Genomic DNA, 25,815 nt, shown 5'->3' on the forward strand with positions numbered 1-25,815 from the left:
GCGAATCCTGTGGGAGCGGGCTTGCCCGCGATGGCGGCATGTCAGCCACACATATCTGTCGGCCAGAAACAAAAATGCCAAGCGCAATGCCTGGCATTTTTTGTAGCTCATCTGTCGCCCAAAGGCGAATCAGAATGGCAGTTTCATGCCCGGTGGCAGTTGCATGCCAGCGGTCATGCTGCCCATCTTGTCCTGGCTGTTGGCTTCGATCTTGCGCACGGCGTCGTTGACGGCGGCGGCAACGACGGCTTCGAGCATTTCCTTGTCGTCTTCGCTCAGGCCTTCGACCAGGCTAGGGTCGATGGTCACGCTCTTGACGTCATGACGACCGGTCATCACCACGGTGACCATATCGCCACCCGCGCGACCGGTGACTTCGGCATTGGCCAGCTCTTCCTGCATCTTGGCCATTTTTTCCTGCATCTGCTGTGCCTGCTTCATCAGGCCGGCCATGCCACCTTTCATCATGGGAATCACCTCAAAAGTACTTGGATTAAACGGCGCCCGGCCCTTCCGGCCGAACGCCTTCAGTTATTAGCCCTGACTGACCAGGGCTTCGACAGGTTCAATAGTATCGTTACGGATCACCGCACCGAACTGCTGCATCATTTGCTGGATGAACGGATCACCGTGGATCGACTCCTCGGCCTCGCGCTGACGGTCGGCACGCCGGCGGGACGCCGCCTGGGCCGGGGTTTCCTGCTCGGGCTTGATCAGCTCCATGGTCAGGGTCAGGGTCCGTCCGTGATACTGGTTCAACGCATCGTTGAGACGACGCTGCTGCGTCGCGTTGAACAAGGCGCTGTGGGCCGGGTCCAGGTGCAACAGCCAATTGTCGCCATCCACGGCGATCAATGTGCAGTTGGCGGCGATGCTACCGGTCATGCCGGAGATCGGCAGCTTCGGGAACAGCTCCAGCCATTGCAGGGCCAGACCGGTGGCCGGCGCAGCGGCAGGCTCGGGTTCAGGCTCAGGCGCCGGCTCGGCAGTATGTTCGCTCGCCAGTTCATCGAGGTAGCTGTAGGCCGAATCCATGTCCGGCTCGATGTAGTCTTCGTCCAGCGGTGGCTCGTCGTCCAGGTCGATGCCCGGCGTGGCGGCATCGACCTCGGCCACGGACGGCTCCGGAATCGGCGCGGCGGCCCACTCCGGTGCATCCGGCACCACGCTGTCAGGCGTCGGCAACGGCATCGGCGGCAATTCGGGTTGTTCGCTGGTGGTTTCCAGCACCGGCTCCACCGCAGGCTGCTGAACAGGCGCAGGCTCGACCGGATCATTCCATGGCAGGTCGACCACTTCTTCGACCACGACCGCTTCGACCACCGGCTCGGGCACAACCACCGGCGCTACCGGTTCAGGCGCGGACACAGGCTCGGGAGCCACAACAGGCGCAACAGGCGTCGGTGCAACTGCCGCAGCGACCACCGGCGCAACGACCGGCGTGGCAGCCACTGATTTGGCGGAATCAACCGTGGCCTGGCTGATCCCCACTGGCTTTAGCGGTTGCCTCGGGGCATCCGCCGTATCGGCGGGCCGGAACGCGAGCATCCGCAGCAACACCATTTCAAATCCGCCACGGGGGTCCGGCGCCAGCGGCAAGTCGCGGCGGCCGATCAGGCCCATCTGGTAGTAGAACTGCACGTCTTCGGCCGGCAACGCCTGGGCCAATGCCAGCACCCGGTCACGGTCGCCGTGACCGTTGTCGACACCTTCCGGCAAAGCCTGGGCGATGGCGACACGGTGCAGCACGTTGAGAATTTCCGAGAGCACGCCGCTCCAGTCCGGGCCTTGCTCGGCCAGATGACGGACAGCTTCGAGCAACGCCTTGGCGTCGCCTTCGATCAATGCATGCAGAACGTCATAGACCTGCCCGTGATCGAGGGTGCCGAGCATCGCCCGCACATCGGCAGCCATGACCTTGCCTTCACCGAAGGCAATCGCCTGATCGGTCAGGCTCATGGCATCCCGCATCGACCCATCGGCGGCGCGGCCCAGCAACCACAGCGCATCGTCTTCGAACGGCACGTTCTCGACGCCCAGCACGTGGGTCAAATGCTCGACCACACGCTCCGGCGTCATGTTCTTCAGGGAGAACTGCAAGCACCGCGAGAGAATCGTTGCAGGAAGTTTCTGCGGATCAGTGGTGGCCAGGATGAACTTGACGTAGGGTGGCGGCTCTTCAAGGGTTTTCAGCAGCGCATTGAAGGAATGGCTGGAGAGCATGTGCACTTCGTCGATCAGGTAGACCTTGAAGCGCCCACGGCTCGGGGCGTATTGCACGTTGTCGAGCAGCTCGCGGGTGTCTTCGACTTTAGTGCGGCTCGCGGCGTCGATCTCGATCAGGTCGACGAAACGGCCCTCATCGATCTCACGGCACACCGAGCACTCGCCGCAAGGCGAAGAAGTGATACCCGTTTCACAGTTCAGGCATTTGGCGATAATTCGCGCGATGGTGGTCTTGCCGACCCCGCGCGTACCGGTGAACAGGTAGGCGTGGTGCAGCCGCTGGCTGTCCAAGGCATTGATCAGAGCCTTGAGCACATGGGTCTGGCCGACCATTTCGCGGAACGAGCGCGGACGCCATTTACGTGCAAGAACCTGATAACTCATCGAAAACCATCGCAACGGTAGAAGCAGAAGCGGCTAATGCTAGCGGAGCAAGGCCAAAATTGCATCCGGCGCGCTCGTCTAATCTGGCTAAGCTGCATTTCGGGGGCTTTTTGTTTCAAAGAAGCGGAGCGTTTATGCGGCTGGCCTTGGGGGCACTGCTGTTGATCAGCCTGAACGGCGCCGCCGCTGAAGCGCCGTTGCGCTTCGTGGTGCCCGACAGTTGGGCCATGCCGATGGTGCAGTTCGAACATGGCCGGCCAACCCAGGGCATTCTGTATGACGTGATGCTCAGCCTCGCGACTCAGGTCGGCGTTCCTGCGCAGTTTCACGTGCTGCCAAGGGGCCGGGTGCAAAGCGCCATGGAACACGGCGAGGTCGATGTTCGCTGTTATGCCGCGCAATCATGGCTACCGAATCAGTCCGGCGATTACATCTGGAGTATCCCGCTCTGGACCCAGCCCGACTTGCTTGTCAGCCGCCCCGCGCCCCAAACCTCAGTGGTTCCGGCAAGCCTGCCCCGACAGTCCGTCGGTACCGTGCTCGGCTACAGCTACCCGACCCTGCAACCGCTGTTCGACGCCAATCAACTGCTGCGCGACGACGCTCGCAATCAGGAACAGGTGCTGGAAAAACTTCACGCCGGGCGCAATCGCTATGCGGTCAGCAACCAATGGTCACTGGACTGGTTCAACCAACGCCTGATGCCGGAACATCAATTGCTGAGCGTTGCGGTGCTGCAGGAGCAAAGCGTCGGTTGCTATGTGCGCAACGACCCAAAAGTGCCGGTGCAACGGATATTGCGGACGTTGGTGCGCATGAAAATGTCCGGGGAAATCGATGACATCATTCGGTTGTACATCGGCGGCAAACCTTAACCCGCGGTCTTCAGCAAATCCGGCGCCTGCCATTGCGGCGGAGTGACAAACGCTGCCACCCAACCCGGTACATCCGTGGACGGCATCGGTCGAGCGATGAAATACCCTTGGGCCACGTCGCAGCCCAGACGCAGCAACAACTCTCCGTGTTCCACGCTTTCCAGTCCCTCGGCAATCACCTGACGACCAAACGCCCGGGCCAGGCCAATGATCGCGGTGGTCAGGGCCAGGTCGTCGCTGTCATGCAGAATGTCGCGCACAAAGGTTTTATCGATCTTGATGGTTTGCGTGCGCAGACGCTTGAGGTAGCTCAGGGACGAGTAACCCGTGCCGAAATCCCCCAAGGAAAACTGCACGCCCAGCGCCTGGCAGGCCTGCAAGCAGTCGCTGACGTGCTGGATATTCTCGATGGCGACCGACTCGACGATTTCCAGGTCCAGCCGCTGCGGTGCGACCCCGGCATGCCGCGCCAACACGTTTTTGAGCCGGTCGACAAAGTCCGCCCGCTGAAAATGCCGGGCCGCGATGTTGACGCTCACCGGCCAGTCATGCCCCGCTTGCCGCCACTGGTCCAACTGCGCCAGCACCTGATCCATCACCCATTCGCCGATATCGATGATCAGGTCGGTTTCTTCCACCAGCGGTAAAAACTCCCGCGCCGGGACGATGCCGTTTTGCGGATGTTCCCACCGCAGCAACGCCTCGAAACCGACGACTTCACCACGACGCATGTCGACCTTGGGCTGGAAATGCAGACGCAATTCGCCGCAAGCCAAGGCCCGACGCACCTGTTCGACAGTCTGGTGCGTGGCCTTGACCTCTCGATCCCGGGAGACATCGAACAGATGAAAGCGCTTGCGGCCGCTCTGCTTGGCCACGTACATCGCCTGATCGGCGTGGCGCAACAGGGTTTCGGCATCTTCGTTGTCATGGGGAAACAACGTGACGCCGATACTGGCGAACACATGGATGTCCTTGCCATTGAGCGAGTACGGCGCCGAGATTGCCCCCAACACCCGATTCAGCGCCGCGCGCAATTCCGGCAGGTCGCGAACATATCGCAGCACCAGCACGAACTCGTCACCAGCCAGCCGCGCCACCACATCCTCGCCGCGCACGATGCCGCGCAATCGTTTGGCAACTTCGACCAGCAAAAGATCACCGCTGGCATGCCCATAGCCATCGTTGACGGCCTTGAAACCGTCGAGGTCGAGCATGCACACCGCCAGCGGGATGTTCTCCAGACGCGAGAACTCCAGCGCCTGATCGAGCAAGTCCGAGAGAAACGCACGATTGGGCAGCCCGGTCAGCACGTCATGCCCCACTCGCCATTGCAGGGAGTGCAGCAGTTGACGCTTTTCACTGATATCGAAGCGAATGGACAAGTAACGCTCCACTCGCCCGGTGGCTTCATCGAGGATCGGCACCATGGTGCTTTCGACCCAATACAGGCTGCCATCTTTGGCGCGATTGCAGATTTCGCCCTTCCAGACATTGCCCAGGGCGATGCTGCGCCACATCCCGGCGAAAAACTCGGCCGAGTGCACGCCGGAATTGAGCAATCGATGATTTTGCCCGAGCAGTTCCTCGCGGCTATAGCCGGAAACTGCACAGAATTGGTCGTTGACGTGGGTAATCCGGCCGGTCAGATCGGTCTCGGAAAAAATGGCGGCGGCATCCACGGCCCTGCGGTACTTCTCATCCATGAGTCAGACTCGCTGTCGCTAACATTGGCGGCGGTGAAGCAGCAATATACCGCTGACAATTCGCGGGATATCACGGCTGCCCAACGACTCACGTAACCCTGTGAGCGGACGCCATGCTGGCTCTATTGTATTGATCGAACGTCTGGAAACAGGTGATCAAATGCCCGTTTCCGGCGGCGATTCTACGAGATGCCTGACAATTTGCAAGGCAAGGTGAGCGATCATGTCGCGAGCTGATGCAAAAATGCATCAATAAACAATTGATTCAAATGGTTAGCGGCAGGCTGCTTTTTATCAGCCAAACAAATCGGACACGACAAAAAACCGCTATGGACAAGATCCATGGCAGCACAAGAAAAAGTATTTGATTCAAATAATGCGAGAGAACACTCGCGGTGCGTTATGGAGGCAACCCCACCAGCCACACCCCGGCACACAATGTTCCCGCTGTGGCTGCTGCCTTCCGGCTCTGACCAGGTGGCATGCGAGCATGCTCGGCAATCATTGCGGGCCTTATGGGGCAAGGGTTTCAGGCTTTGGAGGTTGCAGGATATCTACCGTGCGAACTCGCTGTATGGGCAGCCAGAAAACGGGGTGTAGTCAGCACTGTACAACTTTGCTGTACAACACAGGTGTGCAACATGACCTACATAACCCGCCGTGGACCCGTCTATTACCTGAATCTCAGGCTACCCCAGCACCTATTCCCGAGGTGTCACACTCTGCGTTTGAGCCTGAACATTCGGCATCGCCAACAGGCACTCTTCCTGGCGACCTCACTAGCCCACCAAGTCCACACCCACTTAAACGCGCACCCCATTGCGGACCTTCAGACGCTGCGTAGTCTGTGCTCGGAGTGGAGGGATGCTGCACCAAAGATGTCCACCCAGCCTGTTCCAAGGAAAGCACCAGCGGCTACCGTGAAACAGCACAGAGACGGCCCTACCCTCGCAGCCCTTTCAAAGCTGTATATAGAAGAAGGGAAACGGGGTGGCACGTGGCGTGAGGTCAGCACGCACGAAGTCGAACGCTCGTTACGAGACCTGTTCGATCTGATGGGAGACATGCCCGTTGAAGCATTCGACGTGCAGCAGGCCAGACTGCTGAAAGAACGATTGAGTCGCTGCCCGCAGTACTTCGGCCTTCGCTCCGAATTCGAAGGCAAGACCCTGAAGCAGGTCGTCGAGTCAGGCGCCGTGTATAAGACCATCACCGCCGTAACCGTAAACAACCGTCTACGCAAGCTCTCGGCATTCATGAACTGGTGCAAGTCGAACGGGTACGTCGCGGACAATCCGTTGGCGGGACTCAAGGTCATGACAGGGTCAGCAAAAGACGCTCGATTGTCGTTTGATCGTCAGGACCTAACCATTCTGCTCAATCTGGACGCACTGAGAGCGGAAGCTCGAAAGTATCCATGGCGTTATTGGTTGCCACTCTTGGGCCGAGCGACTGGGGCACGACTGGAGGAGCTCTGCCAGCTGCGGGTGGATGACTTTGTAGAGCAACAGAGTATCCAATGCATCCGTATTGACGACAGTCGTGAAGGCCAGAACCTCAAGAATGCCAGCAGCCGACGCATGCTGCCCTTGCACCCTGACCTGATCGATTTGGGCCTGATGCAACATGTCGAGTCGGTTCGTTCCACGGGAGCTGATCGCCTGTTCCCAGAACTGGGAGCGGTCCGGGGAAAACTGGGCCACGCACCGTCAAAGTGGTTCGGGCGGTATAAGACGAATCTAGGCATCACCGACCCCAGGAAGACGTTTCACAGTTTTCGGCACACGCTCATCGACGACCTGCGGGATGCAGGGGTACAGGATTCACTCATTAAGCGGATCGCTGGACATGAAGACGGCGCTGTGACGTTCAGCATCTACGGCAGCCGTTCGCCGTTGACGGCCATGGCGGACGCATTGAAACACATCATCATATAAAGGAGGAATCAGCACGCAGTGTCTAAACAACACCGTGTGCTGGCCCCGGAAGTTGGTAGCTTATTGCTATCAAGGTGTACTGTTAGTTGGAGTACGGCGAACTTTCGCAAAAAAAAACTATTGACAACCAACTTCACCATGCTTACATTTGCCCCAACGAAAAAGAAGACAGAAAGCAGCCTACAAGAACCTCGGCAGAACAGAACCAAGAATATTTTCGAGCAAGAGTGTTGACTTCTGCGATCAACTATATAGAATCCGCCGCACGCCCCACCTAGATATAACAGGTCCATTGGACAAGCTAGAACACAACTCTCTGCCGAGCTCGGAAAATACCGGGAACTGCACAGGGTTTTTTGCGTGCCCGGGATTTAGCAAATATAAACTTTATAGCCCTAGTTTCAATTACATGAGTAATAACCATGCCATGACCGCAAGATAAGACCGAACCCGAGATCCCCCACTCTACGACCGAGAACATTAAATGACATAAGAGAATCGCCCTCGCACACATGGCTGAGCAAAGAGCCATAAAGCACTTCGATTCCCAATTCCTACTAATACAACGGAACTCTAAGATTCCGTGACGGCCTCCTGCTACCCCGTCAAACCCGAACAACAAACTACAGGATAGAACTATGACCTAGCTCCGACCCGAACACGCACTGACCTCGCCCAGTGTTGCAACAATGTGCGAGACATATCTTTACTGTCGCCCGAATTAAACGCTACAAAGTTGTAGCGATGGGCAGCCACACCCAAATTTTGAGAGTTACCAACTATATGAAAATGCAAGACACACACACCTATGCTGCACATAACAAATTCGCTAGCGCTGTCATCATGGCTAATGAGCCCTCCTTTACGGTGCCGAACGCGCTCTACAATGCGCTGAAACTCGCTGCTGATTTGGAAGGAGAACGCGAAGCACTGACTGGCCTAGTGAAAGTCCTGGAATGGCAGATCGATGTCGACGCCGTAAAGGTAGAGTTCTATAACGACATGGCTGATACAGAGGAGCTTTTTAATACAGGTGTTGTTGCCAAGACGTTCGGGACAAGCAAGCCAAAATTCCTCAACTACCTTCGCAAGTATAAGATCCTGATGGGTAGCGGACACAAGCGTAACTTACCGTATCAGCAGCATATGGATGCAGGACGCCTTGAAGCTGCATGGGTCAATTGCGTAGACCGCAAGACTGGCAAGCGGAAAATCACTCCCGTTCCTCTATTCACCGGGAAAGGGATTATCTGGATCCAGCAATTTATTAAGCAGAACGGACGCCAAGGTTTGTAATCGGGTTTGATTGGACCCTACCAATGCGGTAATTGATGCGCACCACTGCGTCATGATTGCCACTTGGTGAGCCAGGCCAAAATGGGAAAGTGCGGGGCCAGGGACGACGTTATGCACCGATCTTGGCTGAGCACTCTTAGATGGTCGCTAATGGCAACGCCCCTGCACTGCCGCTGTGCAGCTTGCAACAAGCTACCGAATCAGCATCCGGCCGAGCTTCATAACACCTTACCAAAGAACACTATCTTGCTTGCTCAAGCCTATAGGCCGCTGAGCAGAAGCGGGCTCCGTATTGCTTAGAGAAGGGCGAGCCAACAACACGACTGTTCTAGAGCACCACTAAATGACTTAATACTTACGCATAACGCTTAAACCATTCGGACTATTTAAGCCTGATCCATTCGATTCGTTAATCCGACTTCCTATTCACGCTAAAAGTTAAAGCGAAGGGGCGGCCACCTAGAATTATGCACTATAGAGAAAAAACAAATGATCCAACATATTAGCTACAATCAGACCGCAAACAAAAATACCGCCAGCACCATTCTTGTTGGTAGTGGCAGCGCCATCGCGGAACTTACCCCGAACACCACGAAGGATAACTACGACCACACTGAACAACCTGTGACCATGAGCAGCAAAGAGATTGCAAAGCTGACGAGCAAACCTGTCGGGATTGTACACCGCGACATCCGCACCCTGCTTGATCTGCTGGCCCAAGACGATGATACAATTTTGAATCATGTGAAGCAGACAATGGATTCACGAGGCTACACAGTCGAATTCCAACTGCGACGCCGCGAAGTGGATATCCTGCTCACCGGCTACAGCCTTCCGCTCCGTGCTAAGTTCATTGACCGCTGGCGTGAACTGGAAGCAGAGGTAGCCAAACCGCAAGTACTTACTTTGCCTAACTTCACGAACCCAGCCATCGCTGCTCGTGCATGGGCCTCAGAGTTCGAAGGGCGTGTACTTGCCTTGGAGGTGGTGAAAGCTCATGAGCAGAAGATTGCTGAAGACGCACCGAAAGTTCAGTTCTATGACGATATTGCCGAAGCACACGGATGCCATTCCGTAAAACAGGTAGCAAATGTACTCGATACAGGGCGGAACCGCCTGTACGAGTACCTGCGGAAGCACAAGGTATTGATCAGTACTGGTAAAGATCGAAACTTGCCATATCAAGCCCAGAAGAACGCAGGCCGTTTCAAAGTATTGGAAGTTCCGTACAAGCATCCATTCACCGGCAAGATCTCGCTGAGTGCCACGACCGTCGTAACCGGTAAGGGCCTCATCTTCATCCGTGAACTCATCGCGAAGAATGGACGTGACGGCCTTTAACCGGAATTCTTGCACAGAGATGCAGTGACTACAAACCGGCGCAGTGGCTCGCTCCGGGAAGTAAAGCCTTGCAATGGGCAAAGAAAGGAAACGAGCAGAACTCGAAGCGCTTCTTACAACAAGATTCCGTTTGGGGTCACTGAGCAGAGCGAGCTTCGTGCTGTTCGCAATAAAGGCTACGCGCTCCCAACTGACAGTACCGGAATACACCGAGGTTTGCTTATGAATTGAAGAACCATTACTTGAGTGAAGGGCAACATGACGAACGACACCACATCTACTGTTACTGCAACCACTACCGCAGAACAGGCCGCAATCGAACTTCGCAAGAGCGGTGCGACTTACGACCAGATCAGAGACGCTACCGGGCTTACTGAGCGGAAGATTAAAGAGTTGGTAAAGAGAGTTCCCAAGCCCTTAAAGACACGACACCCCCTATCGAAGATTGGAACGCCGTTTGCCAAGTCCATTGAACGAGTGTTTCCACTCGCGAGCCGCAAGCATGGCATCCGCGACTATGAACTGCGGAGCATTCTTCATCAGGAATACGGCAGCAAATGGAACACCTCGACAGGCCGCTATGAAAGCAACTACACCTCCGACCACATTAAACGGGTAAAGGCCAAGGTGCGAAAGCAAGCCGCTGAGTCTGACTGTAACGCGCTGTTCCTGACGGACTGGATCGATGAAGACAACCCACGGGCCAGCAGTGATTTCCTGCTCAATGCCGCCTCCGACCTGATGAACAGGCTTGATGAATACGTGACTGAGTACATCGCGTCACATGGAACAATGCAGGAGGTTGACAGCCAAGAAGGCGTACATGCACGGACGAAACAACGCTTCGCAGTGCGACAGTATCTGCTCAAGCTGGCAGTAAAGCGCTACGGTGAAGAACCATTGGAAAAGCTGTTAGAGAGAACGGCTACCCTCGTTGGTGAGCTTGAACGAAACCCCGATATTCGGGCCGCCGAGGACGCTCACCGCCGAGGAACCGGGGAATCAACCGAGGCAATCAAGTTCTACCCCGAGCCGTCCAGGCATGACGCGTTCCTTGACTTCGTGCAGGCACAGGGATGGACACGACGTTGACCAACGGAGCGCAGAGAACGGCTCTCATTTGTCCGAGAATTGAAGTTCGCGCCCACCATACTAAGTGTACGGCAGATGTCGGACACGCAACTGTAAAGGTTAGGTTCAGCTGTAGAAGCTTATTACTTATGGCGTTTACGCCAAGAGTGTAAACCTGTGCCCCCAGGCACGGATGACAACTCTATAGGGTGAGGGGGAGATGGGGCGGACAGCCCTCCCCGCTTTGCTTTTGCTCTCAACCTTGCTTAGCAATTTGTGGCGTGAGCCACGATTAAGCCCCCCAACAGGAGTAACAGTGACGGAGTCACATGAGCTTAGTCCGTGCCCAACAGGCACCAGTTATACCCGCACAATTCAGAGCAACAGCAACAGCGGGAGGGGCCCAGCCACTACCCCGCTCTTGATCTTGATGCTGACCATGCCGAGCGGCATAAGGAACCGGAGTGAACTGATCCCAAGCGTGCAGGGTTACCAATGGGCAAGGCGCCAGCCCGGGAATATTGGATTCTTTTAACTAGCCCACCTAGGTGGGCTAGGGGTAGCCCACCCCACGCACGTTAACGTCCATATGTGATCATTAGCGTGCAGAGATGAGCGTTGAGCAGTTTTCGCCTAGTGAATTTCCACCGCCGTTAAGCGGGTATTTACTATGCTCATCAGCGTATCGAAGTCTGCGTGGATGAAGGCTGGATGGACAATGCAACCAAGGACACGGTGTCGCATCGCATCTTCATCAACTGAATCTACCCAACCCTTCTTAATGAGGCCCGAGAACGCACGGTCCACCCGCTCACTACTGAGCGTAAGAAAATCAGGCAACAGAGACATGTCGATCTTCACAGCACGGTTACTATCCATTCGTATCAGCAGAAGCAGCATCACTGCCACATTGTCCCCGTCCAGTGCTGCGTAAGCCGCCAAAGCTTCAAACGCATACCGTGGAACATGTACTGCTTGGTCCCTTGGTACTTTTCGATCAGTCATCAGTCAGTTCTCTATCATGGAGCCGGAAGTTGGTTTACACCAGGTCTTCGGGCTTCTCCGATCTTGCAACGTTGGAATTCACTGTACACACGAGGCTTCCACCCGGTTCAGGGCTGGCATCGACGGACAGAATCCACTTCGCTTCAGCAAGTTCGGCTATAGCCTTCTCAACCTGTTGAAGGGTGTAGTTGCAATGCTTGGCCACCCTCGCTTGGGTGGTCCGTACAACTCCGTTGCCACCCATGATCGACATTAGCGTAAGCATGACTGACGTAGCGTGCGGGTGAGTTCCATTCAACCGACTCAGTCCCATAAAGGCTGATGGGCTGGCGTACAAGGCTTCACCCTCACCATCAGCGGCATATGGGGTAGCACCATTCTGTTCGTTCATCACGCAGCTCCCAGGGAGTTTGTAGTCGATTTAACTAGCTCATGCGATGGCTGGGGCATGGGCCTAGGGCCGACCACCAAACGCCAACAGCGTCAGGGAGAATGGTGCCATGAGGTGGTAAAAATTCACAGTATCCTGTGAAGACCAGAACAGCCATGCAACCGACAGTGCAACCCTCTGACGAGGGAGACACGTTTTGGACGCAGGGTTGGCATTCGGTAAGATTCTCCGCGAGCGGCGGAAACTCGCAGGACTGACGCAAGAGAAGCTGGCGCTTGAAGCCGACGTCCAAAGGAACTACGTCAGCCTCATTGAACGGGGCGTCCATCAGCCCACCATCAACGTTATCTTCAAGTTGGCTGCTGCCCTGAAGTGCCAGCCATCAGCTCTAATCGCAGATGTAGAGGCCATCGCCAACGAGGCAGTCGAAACTTAACGCTTCGCTGCTCCAAGTACTTCAAGCAGGGCGAGCCTATTGATTACTATTGCCTGATCTATTCCGGACTAACCCGATTCGGCCCATCTGAAGTCAGTCATCCCAAGCGGAAGCTAGGAAACTCACGGGATCCAGAGCTGTTGGGTTAGGCGGGAGTCGCCTCACACACAATATCCATATGCTTTGTAGGCCAATTATTATTGGATGGCGTGGGCGATTGTGGGCTTTCACTCATGGCGGATATAGATCGCCCGCTGCACTTCCTGACCGACAGCAGTCGGCCGATCTGTGCCATTCGTGGAGGGCAGAAAACGGCCAAAAGCAGTCATTTGGCATGAGCCAAAATCTTGCTATTGACCGGCTTTCGGCCGCTGGCGAGCCAGCATCATTTGACTTTCTTGATGACCGGCGGCTTCCAACTACCATCGAGGATGGCCTGCTCACCCCAATACGCTCGGATGTACAAAGAGATGTTCTCTTTCGGCGAAGGCAGCCAGTTGGTTTCCTTATCCTTGCCTGGCGACGTTGGCCCCACGTACAACGTCAGCGAACCATCGGCATTGTGCTTCAGATCCTTATTCTTGGTACCCAGAGAGTAACGTTTGAGCGGGTTGTCGCTAAACAAGTGATGCTGGTTATAGAGCGTCAATGACCAGAACCCCTGAACCGGTGGCTCTTGCCCTTTGGCGAAGGTGACTTCGTAGGTATGGCTACCATTGAGCTGAGCACCGGCGCCATCAAGATCACTGTAAAAGTATTGAGTTTCGGTGGGACGGTTGTCGAACATGTTCGACTTTGCCGTGCCGGTGCGATTGTAGTAGTCCACACCCCACTGGGCGTTGTTGGCGGACCGGTTCCAGCCATTGCCGGCCGGACGACCGTTATGTTTCCACTGGAAGAAAGGTTTGATCACCTCCTGCTCAGCTTGCTTAGCTACCTCAACGATTGCTTGCTTGATCGCAGGGTCCTTGGCGGCGGCATCCATCAACTGCCGGAATTGGGCGTAGAGTGATTCTTCACCGGGTAGCGGTGGGACCATTTTCAGTATTTGCGGGAACTCATCAAAGAACTTCTCGGGAACCACCCATTTGGTTTCACCGGCACTGGCAGAGGATGCATTCGGGTTAGGGATGATGGGCGATTGCTTCCAGTCAACGGTTTTCATTTTCCCGTCAAAATCGCTGAGGGGGTAAAAGACAATCTGGTTGAGACTCTCCTGAATGGCCTTGCGATCTTCGGGCGTGCTGTCCATGAACACCCGTGGTATGACGTTGGCTAACGCCGTGGGACTGCGGATGATGCCTTCGACGCCTTCAGGTTTCTCACCCTTCCAATTGGGCCCGACCAATAGATAAAACCCGGGTTTGGTTTTGTACGGCTTACCCACTTCGCCAAACTGGTCGGTACGCTGGTCATACAGGGCATAGACCCAGAAGCGATCACCGAAATCCGGCACCTGGGCAATGACCGGTTGCTCGTCCAGCGAGAAAAAGCCCAAGCCATAGGTCACATCCTGGTTTGGACAAGTGACGAAGGTCTCTGACGGCAGAATGTAATCATGCAACATCGAGACATGGCCGAAGGGTGCCACCGGTAGAATCCCACCCAGCAGACCAGGCTTGGGCGCCTTGGTGATGGTCTGACTGCGGTTGAGCATGTTCACCATTGGCCAACCCCACACATACGCCATACGCGCAATGGTCTTGGCGTACTCGGTGTGCATGGTCACATCGCTTGTCGGCTGCGTAAGGCTCGCAGGACTGACTTGAGCTTGCTCCTCAGCGTGGAGCGTAGGCGCACAGAAGGCCAGAACGGCCATGGCCGATGTAAGGGTTTTTAAAGCGTGTGTCATCGTCGACTTCCTCGCATGGTTTGACATCTGCGGCGTAGAGTCGAATTTATGGGCTGGTGTGAAAGTCTTGTGTAGCGGACACCCAGCATCCGTGCTCCCCGACCAACGCGTAGGAGTCTAGATGGCAGGTGTCACATGGCAAGAATGAGTTCTGATCGATAGTTGGTTCGTTTCAAAACTACCCGTTTAGCTTTCGGCATGCCCCGCCTTATCACGGTTGTCGACTACGCTTCGGGCTGGAGGTTAATCGCACTTTCCTTCACACAATCTCGATTATCTGGTCGACACACATCGCCCGGTTCGCAACTACTTTTTAATTGCAGTCGATGGGAGATAAAGGAATGGAACCTATGATAGGCATGAAAAAAATTCTGCTCTGTACAACTCTATTGGGGGCGACCACTGCAAACGCCGGGATGCAGGTGACACCCGACAACTATGCCCGCGCCGAAGTGGACGAATCCTATAAAAATATCGTGAAAGATGTGGGGTCAAACGCCTTTCGCCACGACAGGGCGCTCATGCCTCTGGCAAAGCAACCTGCGGTCACCATGAACCGTGACACGGTGTATTCATTTGGTGTGTTTTACGCGCCCGAGGGCACAACCATCACTTTGCCGAAATCAGCTGACAATCGTTACCAGTCGGCCATGATCATGCAGAACGACGACTTCACCGATCAAGTTTTTTACGCACCGGGGACATTCGAGATCAAATCGGAAACCGAGTTTGCTGCGGTGGTCATGCGCACGCAGATCAATCCGAACGATCCTGCCGACACCCAAAACGTCAAAACGCTTCAGGATGGCATCAAGGTCAATTGGCCAAAAGGCACGGTGCCGAAGGAGTACAAAATCGTCGACTGGGATGAAGCCAGCCGCATGACACTTCGTTCCAAATATCAAAAAGAGGCCGCGAAGTTGACGAACTTCAACGACACATCAGGCGCTCGCGGGGTCATCAAGCCGGAAATGCTTCGGCTCAGTGCGTCAGTTGCACTCGGGCTACTGCCGGCGAAAGATGCCGTGTACCTCTATCGTGATTACGGCTTGAGTGGCGATAAATGCTACAAGGCGACCTATGACAAGCCAGAGTTTCTGGAGGGCGGGTTCTTTTCCTTCACGATGTACGGGGCCGATAAGTACCTGAAAAGCGAAGACTCCAACCTGAACAATCGCGCCATACACTTCAATGAAGACGGTACCTTCACGGTGCACTACGGGCCGAAGGAGAAGTGTGGGGAGGTTGCGAATTGGCTGCCTACACCGGGCGATAACTGGTACCTCGGCATGCGCATCTATCGCCCTGGCGAAAGTGTTATCAGCGGCAAATACACCATACCGGAACCGACTGCCGTCAATTAGGCGGTATCGCTTCAAAGCTGAAAATGCTGCAAACCCTTTAATGAGCTTTGGCCAACGGGAGTGACACCCGCTGGCCAAAGTGTTCAGCGTGGAAACAGCAGGGTGATGGCGAAACGAAAACCCCAACCTTGTGGACCATCGTCAGGGCTGTCGAGCCAGTAACGTGGCCCCGCTTGCACCGTCAGTGGCTGGCCGCCGATTTTCAGCAATTGCGTCACCGTCAGGTTCACCGGCACCGACCATTCGCGTGATTGCCAGTTGTAGGTTGATTCGGTGTTCACGCCCCACGTGGTCAGAGTGCTGGTGGTGTAGGACAGGAAGGGTTGCAGGAAGGTCTGATTGACCTTGTCCTTGTTGTCCGGTGGGCTGCCGTCCAAGCCCCAGATATGATTGGCCAGTATGCCGTGAGTCCAGCCATTTTCCTGTTTAAGGGCAACCGCTGTCGGGCCTATCCCCCATTGCTCGCTGCCGAGCAATTCATCACTGCCCGTGGGAATCAATATCGCCGGGCCGACGCCGAGTATCCAGCCACTGTCCGTGGGCTTTTTGGGCGAAAAGAAAAAACTCTGCGTGATATCGCCGACACCGGATTTGTCCGCCGCGCCATTCGGCGCCAAGCCATGCTGATCGATGACTGGAAGTATCGTGCGGGAAATCAGGTTCCAGTCATCGTTAAGGGTAAACGGCAGCACGGGTTGAATGTTGGTGACACTGTGCATGCCGTCACCGGTCGGCCCCATCTTCTGATCCCAGTTGTACTGCACCGGCAGGCTGTACATGGCCGCCACCGGGTTCAGAGCTTTCTTCGCCAGCTCCGCCGAATCCTCAGCTTGGGCCCCCGGCATGACCCCCAGCATGGCGACCAGCGTCACTCCAGCACTTAAAAACGGCTTGTTAGCGTCCATATCTGGTCACCTATGGATTGATGATCAATGGGTGACAGGCTTTGGCTCTGGCAATTTGTACTCATTGTTCTGAACGGATTTGTCCGGCATGTAAACCCGGAAAGCCAGCGTCCAGTTGTCTGTAGGCGCGATTAGCAAGTTCGCTGCATCCTTGCCACAGCTTTGGAGACTGCCAAAGTGCAGGGTGAAGGTCTTGCCATCCTTGTTGGGCACGATCTCGTGGTTCGAAAGGCTGGAACCCTCTTCGGTGTGCAGGTATAGATCGTCACCGTAAATCGTCATGGAATAAAAGCCCAGCTGCGGGTTGGCCATGCCAGGCACTGGGTAGTTCGCGGTGTAACAGGTGTCCTTCTTGACCTTGTAGGACTTGAAGGAATACCAAGCATGCTGGTCGGGCAACAGCCCGGTCGCCACTGCCACACCGACGTTGATGTCATCCTGTGGGATCGTTCCGCGAGCCCCCATGGTTTTACTCACTCCACGGGTGTCAGCGACTTTCACGTAGTGCGCTTTCACCTGCTTCAGTTGTTCCTGATTCCAGTCAATGGCCTTGAAGGCTTTGGGCGTGTACCCAGCCGGAAAGCTGACCTTGTACTCATCCTGAATGGCATTGGCCTTTGCCACGTCTGCTGGATCATTCGGGTTCACCTGAGTGCGGATATTGACTACGACGAAGTCAGTGACGGTTTTCGGGTCGATGGTGTATTCACCCCCGCCGTAATAGACGTTGTCGGTGACATGGTCATGCTGCATGACGTGCACCGAGGTGTAACGCCCATCGCCCTTGGGCACATGGATGGTAGCGCCGTGAGACGCATCGATGATGGCGAAGGAATACAGCGTATCGCGATTCATCAGCACGGCTGGCTGCTTGTCGAGTTCCATGGGTTTGCGGTGGTTATAGAACTTGTTGGTCGCGCCGAGCTTCACCTCATTTTGCATGGACTCATCCAGTACAGCGAAAGCAAAGTTTTCACGGGTAACAGCAACGTTCTTTTCGTTGACCAGCGTCGACTCAAGTTTTCGGGCCGCATCCAAGGTAAGGAGGGATGTTTTATCCTCGGCCTGTGCAGCATGAATACTCGTTGCCAATACGCTCAACAGAACAGCAGTTGGGGCCAGTAAATTCATCGAGAACGCTCCTTGCATAGATTAAAGTAGAGCTTGTCAGTGATTCAGCAGTGCGGTGCCGCCGGTTGATGGGAGGTCTAATGCCATTCGGCAGATGCGGTGATCTGGTACGCCGCTGCCACCATCGATTGGCCTGATTTTTTAGTCCGTTACTTCACCTTGACGACATCGTCAGGCTTCCAGGTTTGGTCGTAGAACGCGTCTTCCGCGCCATAGAGGCGCAAGGCGACCAGGAAATTGCGACCGGGGATGGTCTGGATGAATGCGGCGTCCGCGACATCAGCAGGTTTGTCCGGCCCGAACCAGATTTCGATGGAACCGTCCGACTGCTTGGGAATGTCGTAATAACCGTTGGTGGAGGGCATCAGTTGCTTGGTCTGCGGCATGGTGCCGTCGGTGATGTTGTAGGCCGTAACAGCCCAGAACAAGGCTGCCGGAGCGTTCGGCGGCAGACGCAGCTTGTAGGTGCTGCCACCTTCGAGGTATTTCCCGTCCTTGTCGCGAGCGGTGAACGGATACTTCGAACCGGCGCCCGTGGTGTGCATCACCATTGCCGGTGCCGATGAATAGGCGAACTGGAAGAAGTTGGCGCGCTGACTCACGTCCAGGTAACTGTCTTGCATCCACTCCGCCGTGCCGCCTGCCCATGTGTTCTCGTACTGGCGATCCGTATAGTAGAGATTACGCTTGTCCTCGCGTCCCAACTGGCGATTAGCGAGGATCATTCGAGGCGCCATCTCGACCGCCTTCTTCAGCAGGGCCTGTTGCTGCTCGGTGGGTTTGAACGGCTCACCCTTGATGATTCCGATGGACGCCAGCACTCCGCGCAGTTCCGGGTCAATCGCCTCTACTGGCTCGTAGTCGACAAACGCCTTCAACTTGATCCAATACTCGTTGTCCGTTGGATACATCATGTTCAACGCCTTGCCACTGGCGTCAGGGAACTCCATGGGTTTGGCATCCTTCTCCGTCGCCCAAAGTGGGTAGACACGGGTAGTCTCCGCAGACTTGACCGCCGGCGCCGGGTCAGGCTTGCCCTCGCCCTTGGCCATGACGGTGCGGAAGAACAGAAACACGTTATAGGTGCGCGACTTGACGGCAAAGTAGCTGGCCGGCACAGGCCCGGTGTAGTCCGGTGGCAAAATCAGATACAGGCCACCCCGCGCGCGGTCTGGTCCCACGGCACCGACGTCGGTGAGCGTACGCTGGAAGAAGTCGGTAAACATGCCGATGACGTTGGGTGGCGCCTTGACCACCAGCGGCCCGGTTTTCTTCAGATCCAGGTAGCTCATGGAATAGATCACGTCAGCATTGGGCGTCGGCACCATGGCGCGTGAATCCATACGCTGCTTCCAGATTGGCAGCACGTTGTAGCCACTTCCGAACGCTTTCTCCGATCCGTCACGCAGGCCAATGACATTGAGTGCCGGCAGCATAGTCATGTACGCGTGAATCGCGCGTTGGTAGTACAGCTCGTCACGCAGGGATTGCGCCTCCTTCGGATCGAGCCAGTTACCATTGTTGAGCTGTTTAAGCAGCGGAGAAGAAGGCGCCTGCTCCTCCGCACTGACCATCGGTGTGAAGCACAGCGCGACGACAAGCGTCGAGTTGGTCAACATCATTGCGACTGAAAGCTTTTTTAACGCGTGAGCCATCTTCGATGTCCTTGCATGAATGCGCGCTCAAACGAAGCGTCGGACTGCTGCAAGGCCATCTACTGAGGCTGCCATTCAGCATCCGTGCTCCCCATTTATGTGTTCAGGAGTCTAGATGCTGAGTGTGATATGACAAGGAAGGTCGATTGGAACGTCTGCTAAGGGTCGTACTCTGCCGATCATGTCCACGAGCAAATGGGTGGGCAAATCTCATGCTATTACCCATTCCCCACGCAGTGTGTAAGCAAAATTGCTCAAGCAAGAGCGCGGCTAGAAAGTCGGCTTCCATGGCAGCCCCCAGCCAACGCCCGATCGGTTCAACCGCTATTCTCCCTTTGGCACCAACAAACGACCGTCAAACGATACCATCCAGGCATACCGTTTTTGGGATCACCAAAATAGCAGTTGTGGCTTGTTGATCCCCTGACGACTGATGTGGCGTTAACCGATCCGAGGAGCGGTACAGCAATATCCCGCGCCTTCTTGTATTGCCGGTTACCAAGCTTCGCCGATCCTCAATCTAACGCCTTTGGAGCAGCCGCACGCTCCTCCATCGACTAAGCTCAAAATCCACCATAGACAGATATGAGATGCTGAGATAACTGTTAGTAGGCCGCTAAATGCAACGTGCCACGGTGATCTATGAAGTTTGCAAATTTGGTACAGAACTTTTTGACCGTAGTGTTTCGCTTACCATTTAAGCTCCCCGAATTAATTCGTTGGGTGGCCATAAAGGCCTATACGAAAAATTTATCTTTCCTTGTAGGGCTTCTCTTTTTCGTATTCACGTATGTCGCCCTCCCGCACTCGGGATCACCGACGTGCAATGATGGCTGGGCATCGCCCTCCATTGGAACGCAAGGGGCATGCTCGGGGCATGGCGGTGTAAAACGAAAGCATTCAGGCATTAAATTCTTCTTTAGTGTTGGTATTGGATGCTTGGCGAGCTACCTATATGGTCGACGAAGGGATGCAGTCCGCCAGCGGAAAAGTGAGGAGAGCAAACCAACACAAAAAGGTTCTTTGCATAAGCAAGACAAACCTAGCACTGACCCACGTGCGCTTTTGAAATGCCCCCTTTGCGGTAGCAGTATGGGAATAAGATTGAAGAAAAATGGAGGCAAACAATGGGTATGCAGGCGCTCCTCTGTTTGCTCCGGGGTTCGTCCTTTTGAGTAAAGCATCCGAAATCTAAGACAAACCTAACGCTTTTAACTATCAAAGCAGTAGACATGCATGGCAGTGCAGCGAGCTTGCCAAAAGCGTTGTCATACACCACTGACAGAGCGCTATACGATCAACATTCCATTTAGCCTATTTATCGAATGAGCAACGCATAGGCGTTGATGAAAGCACATCTGTATCCCGAGTAAGTACGAGGGGTCGAATGCAAACCGTGCAAAGCCCCCCCCTGGAACGATTCGCCACTCGTAAGTGATTCGACATCGACAGGCATGTATAAAAGAGATTTTACAGCTGTTGATCGGTCGTTCTAACAGTTGTAAAATTGACTCATCAGCCCAGCTTACGGAGTCACCAGCATGGAAGTTGTCGCCTACTATCGTGTATCCACCAAAGGTCAGGGTGAATCCGGACTCGGCCTCGATGCCCAGCGGGAGTACGTCAAGTTCGCCGCCGAGCAGCAAGGCTGGGTGGTGGTGGCAGAGTTTGAGGACGTGGGTATATCTGGCTCGATTCACCCTCTGGAGCGGCCAGCAGGCGCCAAAGCCTTTGCTGATGGTCGCCCCGTGGTGGTCGCCAAACTCGACCGGATGAGCCGGGATGTTGAACACATCGCTGGCCTGATGAAGCGTCACAAGTTCCGGGTAGCAACTATGCCCACCGCTGATACGTTCCAACTGCATATCTACGCGGTACTGGCTGAGCAGGAACGCACGTTCATCAGCGAACGCACCAAGGCCGCTTTAAAGTCCCTGGAAGCGCGTGCAGCTAGTGGTGACGAAGAGGCAGTGCAGAAGATCAGCAACCGCTCCCAAGCTCTCGCCAAGGGCCGTAGCAAGTTGAACCGCACCAAAGGCCATGATACCCAGCGCCAGCAAGCAGACGAGCGTGCAGCCTTGGTTAAGGACGCCATCAGGTTGTGCATCATCGATGGAGCAACAAGCCTCCAGGCAGTAGCCGATTGCCTTATCTCTCGCAACATTCCCACCGCCCGTGGTGGTCAGTGGTCCCCTACCGCCGCCATGCGTGTGATGCAACGTCTCGGACTGGAATTGAACAAGACGGAGGCTGTGTAAGCTCCTAGGCGCCGCCTCACCATGACATCAGCCGCTTCCGGGCGGCTTTTTCATGCCAGTGATATTTTAAGATCGTAGCCGCTGACAGTGGATTGGTACGGGAATGGCTCTTAACCTCGACCCACACTTAGCGGGATTTCTACCGCTCCCTCAGCGCCCCTCTGATATTTCCGCCACAGACACACGGGCGATATTCCCCAGGTCAGGTGCCGATACTGAGAAAATGTGGGGATGGACGTAAAAAGATGGCTTTCGACCGACAAAGAATGGCTATAAAGGCCCTTCAGGACCGATTACCCCAGCAAAGCCCTCGGCAAATAATCGCAACACCGACGCTTTCAACGTTGCTCTATGAGTAGAGCATTGCGGCAATGAGCGTTACGACACCATTCGTTATGCTACCCTGCCAGATAAAGAGAGGGTGAATATGCAAGAACAAGAAACGCACCAATCATTTAAGAACATAATATCACTTTCCAATATAGAAGACCCCGCGAAACAGAGATTATTTCTGGAGTATCTTGATACAGCAATTAGACAGCACAGTGACTCTTCGGGAGGCAACAATCACTACAATGATAATGGAGACTATGTCGACGAATCAGCAATCAACATGAAACTCGATGATAACTCTGGCACGCTTTACATCAGAATAATCGCGACCGACGATGACAACTTAAAAAGTATAGAATTTGAGAGTCCGGATTCTGATGCAATAGAAAAACTCACCAACAAATTGATAATAGAGTCCCTCGGCAACGCCTTAGGAGCAAACAAGAAAACATTCTTCAGAAGAGTTTGGTTTTGTTATATCGGTGAACAACTCGATGGAGAATACTGGTTCGGCAATAATATCCGGGTAGCCCCGGTTGATCCAGAAGACCCTAACCCTCAGTTTGCACGTTCCGAGCGCTATATTTCAATAGACATGAATGTCGAAGCCATTGACATTCATGGCGCAATCGTCGCTGCCGCCAATAGAGCAAATCTCCTAGCCGCGCGACTGTCGTTAATTTTAAATCTGGGCATATATAGCCCTTCCAACGAGCATCGCTGGACAATACCGCAAGAGCTTGAGTCAACCTGTGAATTAAGGCAGCTTGGTTATCTATATAATGGACCGCAGCTAACAGAATTACCGCGCAAGGGAAAGCATTGCAAACTTGGAAAACTCGAACACTCAATGCGTTACAGGATTCGATACCTTGGGGAAACCATCACATTCCCTGAAGAAACTAGAAAGCTAATAAGCGCCATTGACAGTTCCGACAATCGAACCGTGACAGCATTCGACAATTGCGCTTTCCTCTATCAACTAGCATTGAACGCAGGCAAATATCTACCCACAGTAAAAATATCCTATCTGGTGGCTGCGATCGAAGCCCTATGTAAAGCCGAAGTCGAATTCAGAGACTTTAGTTCATTTATACGCCACTACGCCTTACCAACACACGACATCGATCACTTATTGAACTTTATGCACCGCTCTGTTAGATCAGCACACTTCCATGCTGGCGAGTTTCCGTTTGGCGAGTTCGAACAGACGAAGCGTTTAAGCATCTATAGCGGCAGCGCTAAGAGAATGTCTGAACATAGGTATCACGAATGCATTAGACTTATTCGTGCAGCCCTTGCCAATTGGGCAGCCATAAAAATTAACCTAATCCAGGCCAGCGGTTAAATGGTCTAAGCTTCCGACAACAGCACTCAAGGACGATACTCATGACAGATAACTCAGAAGCCAACATCGCCACGGCGGACGCATTGACATTGCTTCTCCACAACCAGCACGCCTTAGCTGCGGCCATCGAGGAAATGACCAGGTGGCTCTCTGAGAATGGAGTTGGAACTGTTGCCACTAACGCAATGGCGGCCATGGAGACTCTGGATCGGAACGCACAAGCCATAACAGAATCTATTTTGCGGATACGCCAGGCTTAGGCAGTACTCTGTGCGGAAGTGAGGATTTAGGAAGTAATAGGAACGTTCGTGAACAGTCCTGCCAGAGCGAGCCTAGCGAGTTTCTTCTGTGCTTTGGTTCTGTCAGCTATCTCAAATACGTCCACATGTGCTGGGTTGTCAGATAAGGCCGTGTCGTATACTGCAAACACTCGTTTTCCCTCAATGACAATCTTGCGAACACCCTCGACTGGGGCAGTCACCGTTCCGACATACGCCCGCTCCGGCTGAGATGGTTGCCGGCGGCCGTTAAACGATTGAACCTGAGCTTTTCCACGATCATGTATTTCTGGTTTTGGGGAGCTTGAAGTGCCTCGCTCGCAAGAAAGTCCCTTGTCCTTAGCGTCGTTGAAGAAAGCTGGTACTACCAGTCCTTCATGCAAGTGAATAGGGGAAAACACGTATCGGTGCAAATGCTCCTCACCCGTCACAGGCCCGGGGGAGAAGTCACTGACGCTCTCTGCTTCGCAGTAGCCATCAGGCTGGGCGCTATCTATTAAGGCCGCTCGCTCTGCGACGTTTTCTCTTGTGGGCAAACTCGCAAAGAGCACCTTGCACGACATGAACTTTTAGATCCGGTCCAAGTACGCGATAAAAGCAGCATCCAAGCCATTGCCATCGAGTGGAATGTCAGCACTCGCATACTGGTCGTAATCGTTCTGAAAAATGAAGTGGTACGAGTTGTCGCCCGGGAATGAAACCTCTAGGTAACATCCGCTATCTTTCCAGAAAAGTGAGATTTCGCCGTCCCCTGCAAGCATCGACACCGGTGCATTGAAGCGAATTGGCAGACGATTCACGAACTCAACGGCATTGCTGAAAGACGCGTAAGTCGCAGGCTCACCGCCATAACCATCCCAATCTTGGCACAGGCCACGATACGAGTAGAGTTTGTCGAGAACCCGAGATATACCATGGGCCCGGCTCTGCGAGTGTGTCGGTGGTAATGACCCACCATAGGCGAAGCTCGTCTGCTCAAAGGTAGGCGTTTCGGTTCCGCGTGAAGCTAAAGCCGTCTCAAACTTAGCAATTGAAACCGGTCTTTCTATCACGGCACTCATGATGATTTCCTTAAGCTCTGTTATCGAACGTAATCAAGCGCTTCACTGGATCGGTTAGTAAATCGCCAAAAACCAGCTTGCTCTGGTCGTGCAAGTATTGAAGTGCTGGTTTTACAACCGGATTGACTTCATTGTCATTCGCTATCATTGGCAGCATATCAGATAGCATATACTTATGGAGCGTTACTATGTTTACATCAAACTTTGACATGATCTCCGTAGCATTCACATTAACATTCGTTAGGAGTTTTCCGCCCAGCTTAAATTCAGGGGCTGAGAAAAAGCCATGATGTGAATGAAATGAATCGCTTAGACCACAAAAGCTAGGTGGCAGAAACTTGCTATCGGTACTGAATAAATCAGTTAGTGGTCCAGCCGGGCTATCCCCAAAAGTGACTTTGAATGTGTCGGTATACTGAAGGGATAGCGAAGACACGGAAATCTCCGAGAGCCAAGGTTTCAGGATATCTAGATACTTATCTACTTCCTGTGAGACTTTTGCCCATCGTTCATACTCGCCGCAGATGATCATGAGAGCATTGGCATGAATGTTGACCGATATTGCAGGCTCGCCATTAGGCTGAATTCGGCCAAATGATATCCCCCCAATCATCCCGGGTTGCGGGATAGGGGGAGCAAACATTTGATGATCTGGGCTGGTATTGAAATTGATCATCACCTGCTGCTGCTCGATTACGCGAGGCATATCGGCTTTCAGGCTCTCATGGAGCTTCCCACCGACCCGAAGGTCAGTGAAGGCATGAGGGAGCAGAGGCGCAGCGAACTCGAAAACGATAAGCACATTGCTGATCGCATGCCCGTGCTCTTCGTTATACGGTTTGATCGTGGCGGCCATGGAACCTCAGGGATATTTGTACATGGTGATTGCAACAAACGTTAGCAGGGGGGGTGTGGTCGTGCTAGCGGCATTTTGCACGACCTATCACCTGGCGCGAGATTAG

General features: G+C 54.3%; 21 protein-coding genes. 10 read left to right on the top strand and 11 right to left on the bottom strand.

Features of this window, described 5'->3' with window-relative positions:
• Nucleotides 1–129 precede the first annotated feature (129 nt).
• Nucleotides 130–468: a YbaB/EbfC family nucleoid-associated protein gene (locus ACW9JC_RS13400; protein ID WP_416128867.1), complete on the bottom strand. Its 339-nt coding sequence runs from the start codon at nucleotides 466–468 to the stop codon at nucleotides 130–132.
• A gap of 66 nt (nucleotides 469–534) precedes the next feature.
• Nucleotides 535–2,610, bottom strand: coding sequence for a DNA polymerase III subunit gamma/tau (gene dnaX / locus ACW9JC_RS13405; RefSeq protein WP_457455292.1), 2,076 nt, complete (start codon nucleotides 2,608–2,610; stop codon nucleotides 535–537).
• 134 nt (nucleotides 2,611–2,744) lie between these two features.
• On the opposite strand from dnaX, the gene ACW9JC_RS13410 reads away from it, so the two are divergent.
• Nucleotides 2,745–3,485, top strand: coding sequence for a substrate-binding periplasmic protein (locus ACW9JC_RS13410; RefSeq protein WP_416128865.1), 741 nt, complete (start codon nucleotides 2,745–2,747; stop codon nucleotides 3,483–3,485).
• On the opposite strand, the gene ACW9JC_RS13415 is transcribed toward ACW9JC_RS13410, so the two are convergent.
• Nucleotides 3,482–5,191 (bottom strand): putative bifunctional diguanylate cyclase/phosphodiesterase, encoded by a 1,710-nt coding sequence (locus ACW9JC_RS13415; protein WP_457455293.1) that lies wholly within the window; start codon nucleotides 5,189–5,191, stop codon nucleotides 3,482–3,484. The genes ACW9JC_RS13410 and ACW9JC_RS13415 overlap by 4 nt on opposite strands.
• 641 nt (nucleotides 5,192–5,832) lie before the next feature.
• On the opposite strand from ACW9JC_RS13415, the gene ACW9JC_RS13420 reads away from it, so the two are divergent.
• The 4 genes from ACW9JC_RS13420 to ACW9JC_RS13435 all read left to right on the top strand — a co-directional run bounded on the left by ACW9JC_RS13420 (nucleotide 5,833) and on the right by ACW9JC_RS13435 (nucleotide 10,857).
• Nucleotides 5,833–7,128, top strand: a complete 1,296-nt coding sequence (locus tag ACW9JC_RS13420) for a site-specific integrase (protein ID WP_457455294.1) — start codon at nucleotides 5,833–5,835, stop codon at nucleotides 7,126–7,128.
• Nucleotides 7,129–7,872: 744 nt separating this feature from the next.
• Nucleotides 7,873–8,424, top strand: coding sequence for a phage antirepressor KilAC domain-containing protein (locus ACW9JC_RS13425; RefSeq protein WP_457455295.1), 552 nt, complete (start codon nucleotides 7,873–7,875; stop codon nucleotides 8,422–8,424).
• 489 nt (nucleotides 8,425–8,913) lie between these two features.
• Nucleotides 8,914–9,765: a phage antirepressor KilAC domain-containing protein gene (locus ACW9JC_RS13430; protein WP_457455296.1), complete on the top strand. Its 852-nt coding sequence runs from the start codon at nucleotides 8,914–8,916 to the stop codon at nucleotides 9,763–9,765.
• Nucleotides 9,766–10,023: 258 nt separating this feature from the next.
• A complete protein-coding gene (locus tag ACW9JC_RS13435; protein WP_457455297.1) occupies nucleotides 10,024–10,857 on the top strand; it encodes a hypothetical protein in 834 nt (277 codons plus the stop codon).
• A gap of 612 nt (nucleotides 10,858–11,469) precedes the next feature.
• On the opposite strand, the gene ACW9JC_RS13440 is transcribed toward ACW9JC_RS13435, so the two are convergent.
• Together ACW9JC_RS13440 and ACW9JC_RS13445 are read right to left on the bottom strand one after the other, a co-directional pair.
• Nucleotides 11,470–11,841 (bottom strand): hypothetical protein, encoded by a 372-nt coding sequence (locus ACW9JC_RS13440; protein WP_457455298.1) that lies wholly within the window; start codon nucleotides 11,839–11,841, stop codon nucleotides 11,470–11,472.
• A 34-nt stretch (nucleotides 11,842–11,875) separates the two neighbouring features.
• Nucleotides 11,876–12,232, bottom strand: coding sequence for a hypothetical protein (locus ACW9JC_RS13445; protein ID WP_457455299.1), 357 nt, complete (start codon nucleotides 12,230–12,232; stop codon nucleotides 11,876–11,878).
• A 196-nt stretch (nucleotides 12,233–12,428) separates the two neighbouring features.
• Between ACW9JC_RS13445 and ACW9JC_RS13450 the strand changes: the two genes are divergently transcribed.
• Nucleotides 12,429–12,668 carry a helix-turn-helix domain-containing protein gene (locus ACW9JC_RS13450; protein WP_150732261.1) on the top strand — a complete coding sequence of 80 codons (240 nt, stop codon included), beginning with the start codon at nucleotides 12,429–12,431 and terminating at the stop codon, nucleotides 12,666–12,668.
• A gap of 385 nt (nucleotides 12,669–13,053) precedes the next feature.
• Here the strand turns inward: ACW9JC_RS13450 and ACW9JC_RS13455 are convergent, their stop codons facing one another.
• On the bottom strand, nucleotides 13,054–14,520 hold the full coding sequence (locus tag ACW9JC_RS13455) for a DUF1254 domain-containing protein (protein ID WP_457455300.1): 1,467 nt from the start codon (nucleotides 14,518–14,520) through the stop codon (nucleotides 13,054–13,056).
• Nucleotides 14,521–14,879: 359 nt separating this feature from the next.
• Between ACW9JC_RS13455 and ACW9JC_RS13460 the strand changes: the two genes are divergently transcribed.
• A complete protein-coding gene (locus ACW9JC_RS13460; RefSeq protein ID WP_457455301.1) occupies nucleotides 14,880–15,884 on the top strand; it encodes a DUF1214 domain-containing protein in 1,005 nt (334 codons plus the stop codon).
• 83 nt (nucleotides 15,885–15,967) lie between these two features.
• Here the strand turns inward: ACW9JC_RS13460 and ACW9JC_RS13465 are convergent, their stop codons facing one another.
• The 3 genes from ACW9JC_RS13465 to ACW9JC_RS13475 form a co-directional block, all read right to left on the bottom strand.
• Nucleotides 15,968–16,741 (bottom strand): transporter, encoded by a 774-nt coding sequence (locus ACW9JC_RS13465; protein ID WP_457455322.1) that lies wholly within the window; start codon nucleotides 16,739–16,741, stop codon nucleotides 15,968–15,970.
• A gap of 72 nt (nucleotides 16,742–16,813) precedes the next feature.
• Nucleotides 16,814–17,920: a DUF1254 domain-containing protein gene (locus ACW9JC_RS13470; protein WP_457455302.1), complete on the bottom strand. Its 1,107-nt coding sequence runs from the start codon at nucleotides 17,918–17,920 to the stop codon at nucleotides 16,814–16,816.
• Nucleotides 17,921–18,069: 149 nt separating this feature from the next.
• Nucleotides 18,070–19,575, bottom strand: coding sequence for a DUF1254 domain-containing protein (locus tag ACW9JC_RS13475; RefSeq protein ID WP_457455303.1), 1,506 nt, complete (start codon nucleotides 19,573–19,575; stop codon nucleotides 18,070–18,072).
• A 1,541-nt stretch (nucleotides 19,576–21,116) separates the two neighbouring features.
• On the opposite strand from ACW9JC_RS13475, the gene ACW9JC_RS13480 reads away from it, so the two are divergent.
• The 3 genes from ACW9JC_RS13480 (at nucleotide 21,117) to ACW9JC_RS13490 (ending at nucleotide 23,774) form a co-directional block, all read left to right on the top strand.
• Nucleotides 21,117–21,833, top strand: coding sequence for a recombinase family protein (locus ACW9JC_RS13480; RefSeq protein ID WP_457455304.1), 717 nt, complete (start codon nucleotides 21,117–21,119; stop codon nucleotides 21,831–21,833).
• Between the two features lie 427 nt (nucleotides 21,834–22,260).
• Nucleotides 22,261–23,514, top strand: a complete 1,254-nt coding sequence (locus ACW9JC_RS13485) for a hypothetical protein (protein WP_457455306.1) — start codon at nucleotides 22,261–22,263, stop codon at nucleotides 23,512–23,514.
• 41 nt (nucleotides 23,515–23,555) lie between these two features.
• Nucleotides 23,556–23,774, top strand: coding sequence for a hypothetical protein (locus ACW9JC_RS13490; protein WP_457455308.1), 219 nt, complete (start codon nucleotides 23,556–23,558; stop codon nucleotides 23,772–23,774).
• A 587-nt stretch (nucleotides 23,775–24,361) separates the two neighbouring features.
• Here ACW9JC_RS13490 and ACW9JC_RS13495 read toward each other — a convergent pair.
• Both ACW9JC_RS13495 and ACW9JC_RS13500 read right to left on the bottom strand, forming a co-directional pair.
• Nucleotides 24,362–24,853, bottom strand: coding sequence for a hypothetical protein (locus ACW9JC_RS13495; RefSeq protein ID WP_457455310.1), 492 nt, complete (start codon nucleotides 24,851–24,853; stop codon nucleotides 24,362–24,364).
• A 10-nt stretch (nucleotides 24,854–24,863) separates the two neighbouring features.
• Complete coding sequence (locus tag ACW9JC_RS13500; RefSeq protein WP_457455312.1) at nucleotides 24,864–25,709, bottom strand: TIGR04255 family protein; 846 nt, start codon at nucleotides 25,707–25,709, stop codon at nucleotides 24,864–24,866.
• Between the last annotated feature and the right edge of the window lie 106 nt (nucleotides 25,710–25,815).

It is taken from the genome of Pseudomonas sp. SDO5591_S426, assembly GCF_054070755.1.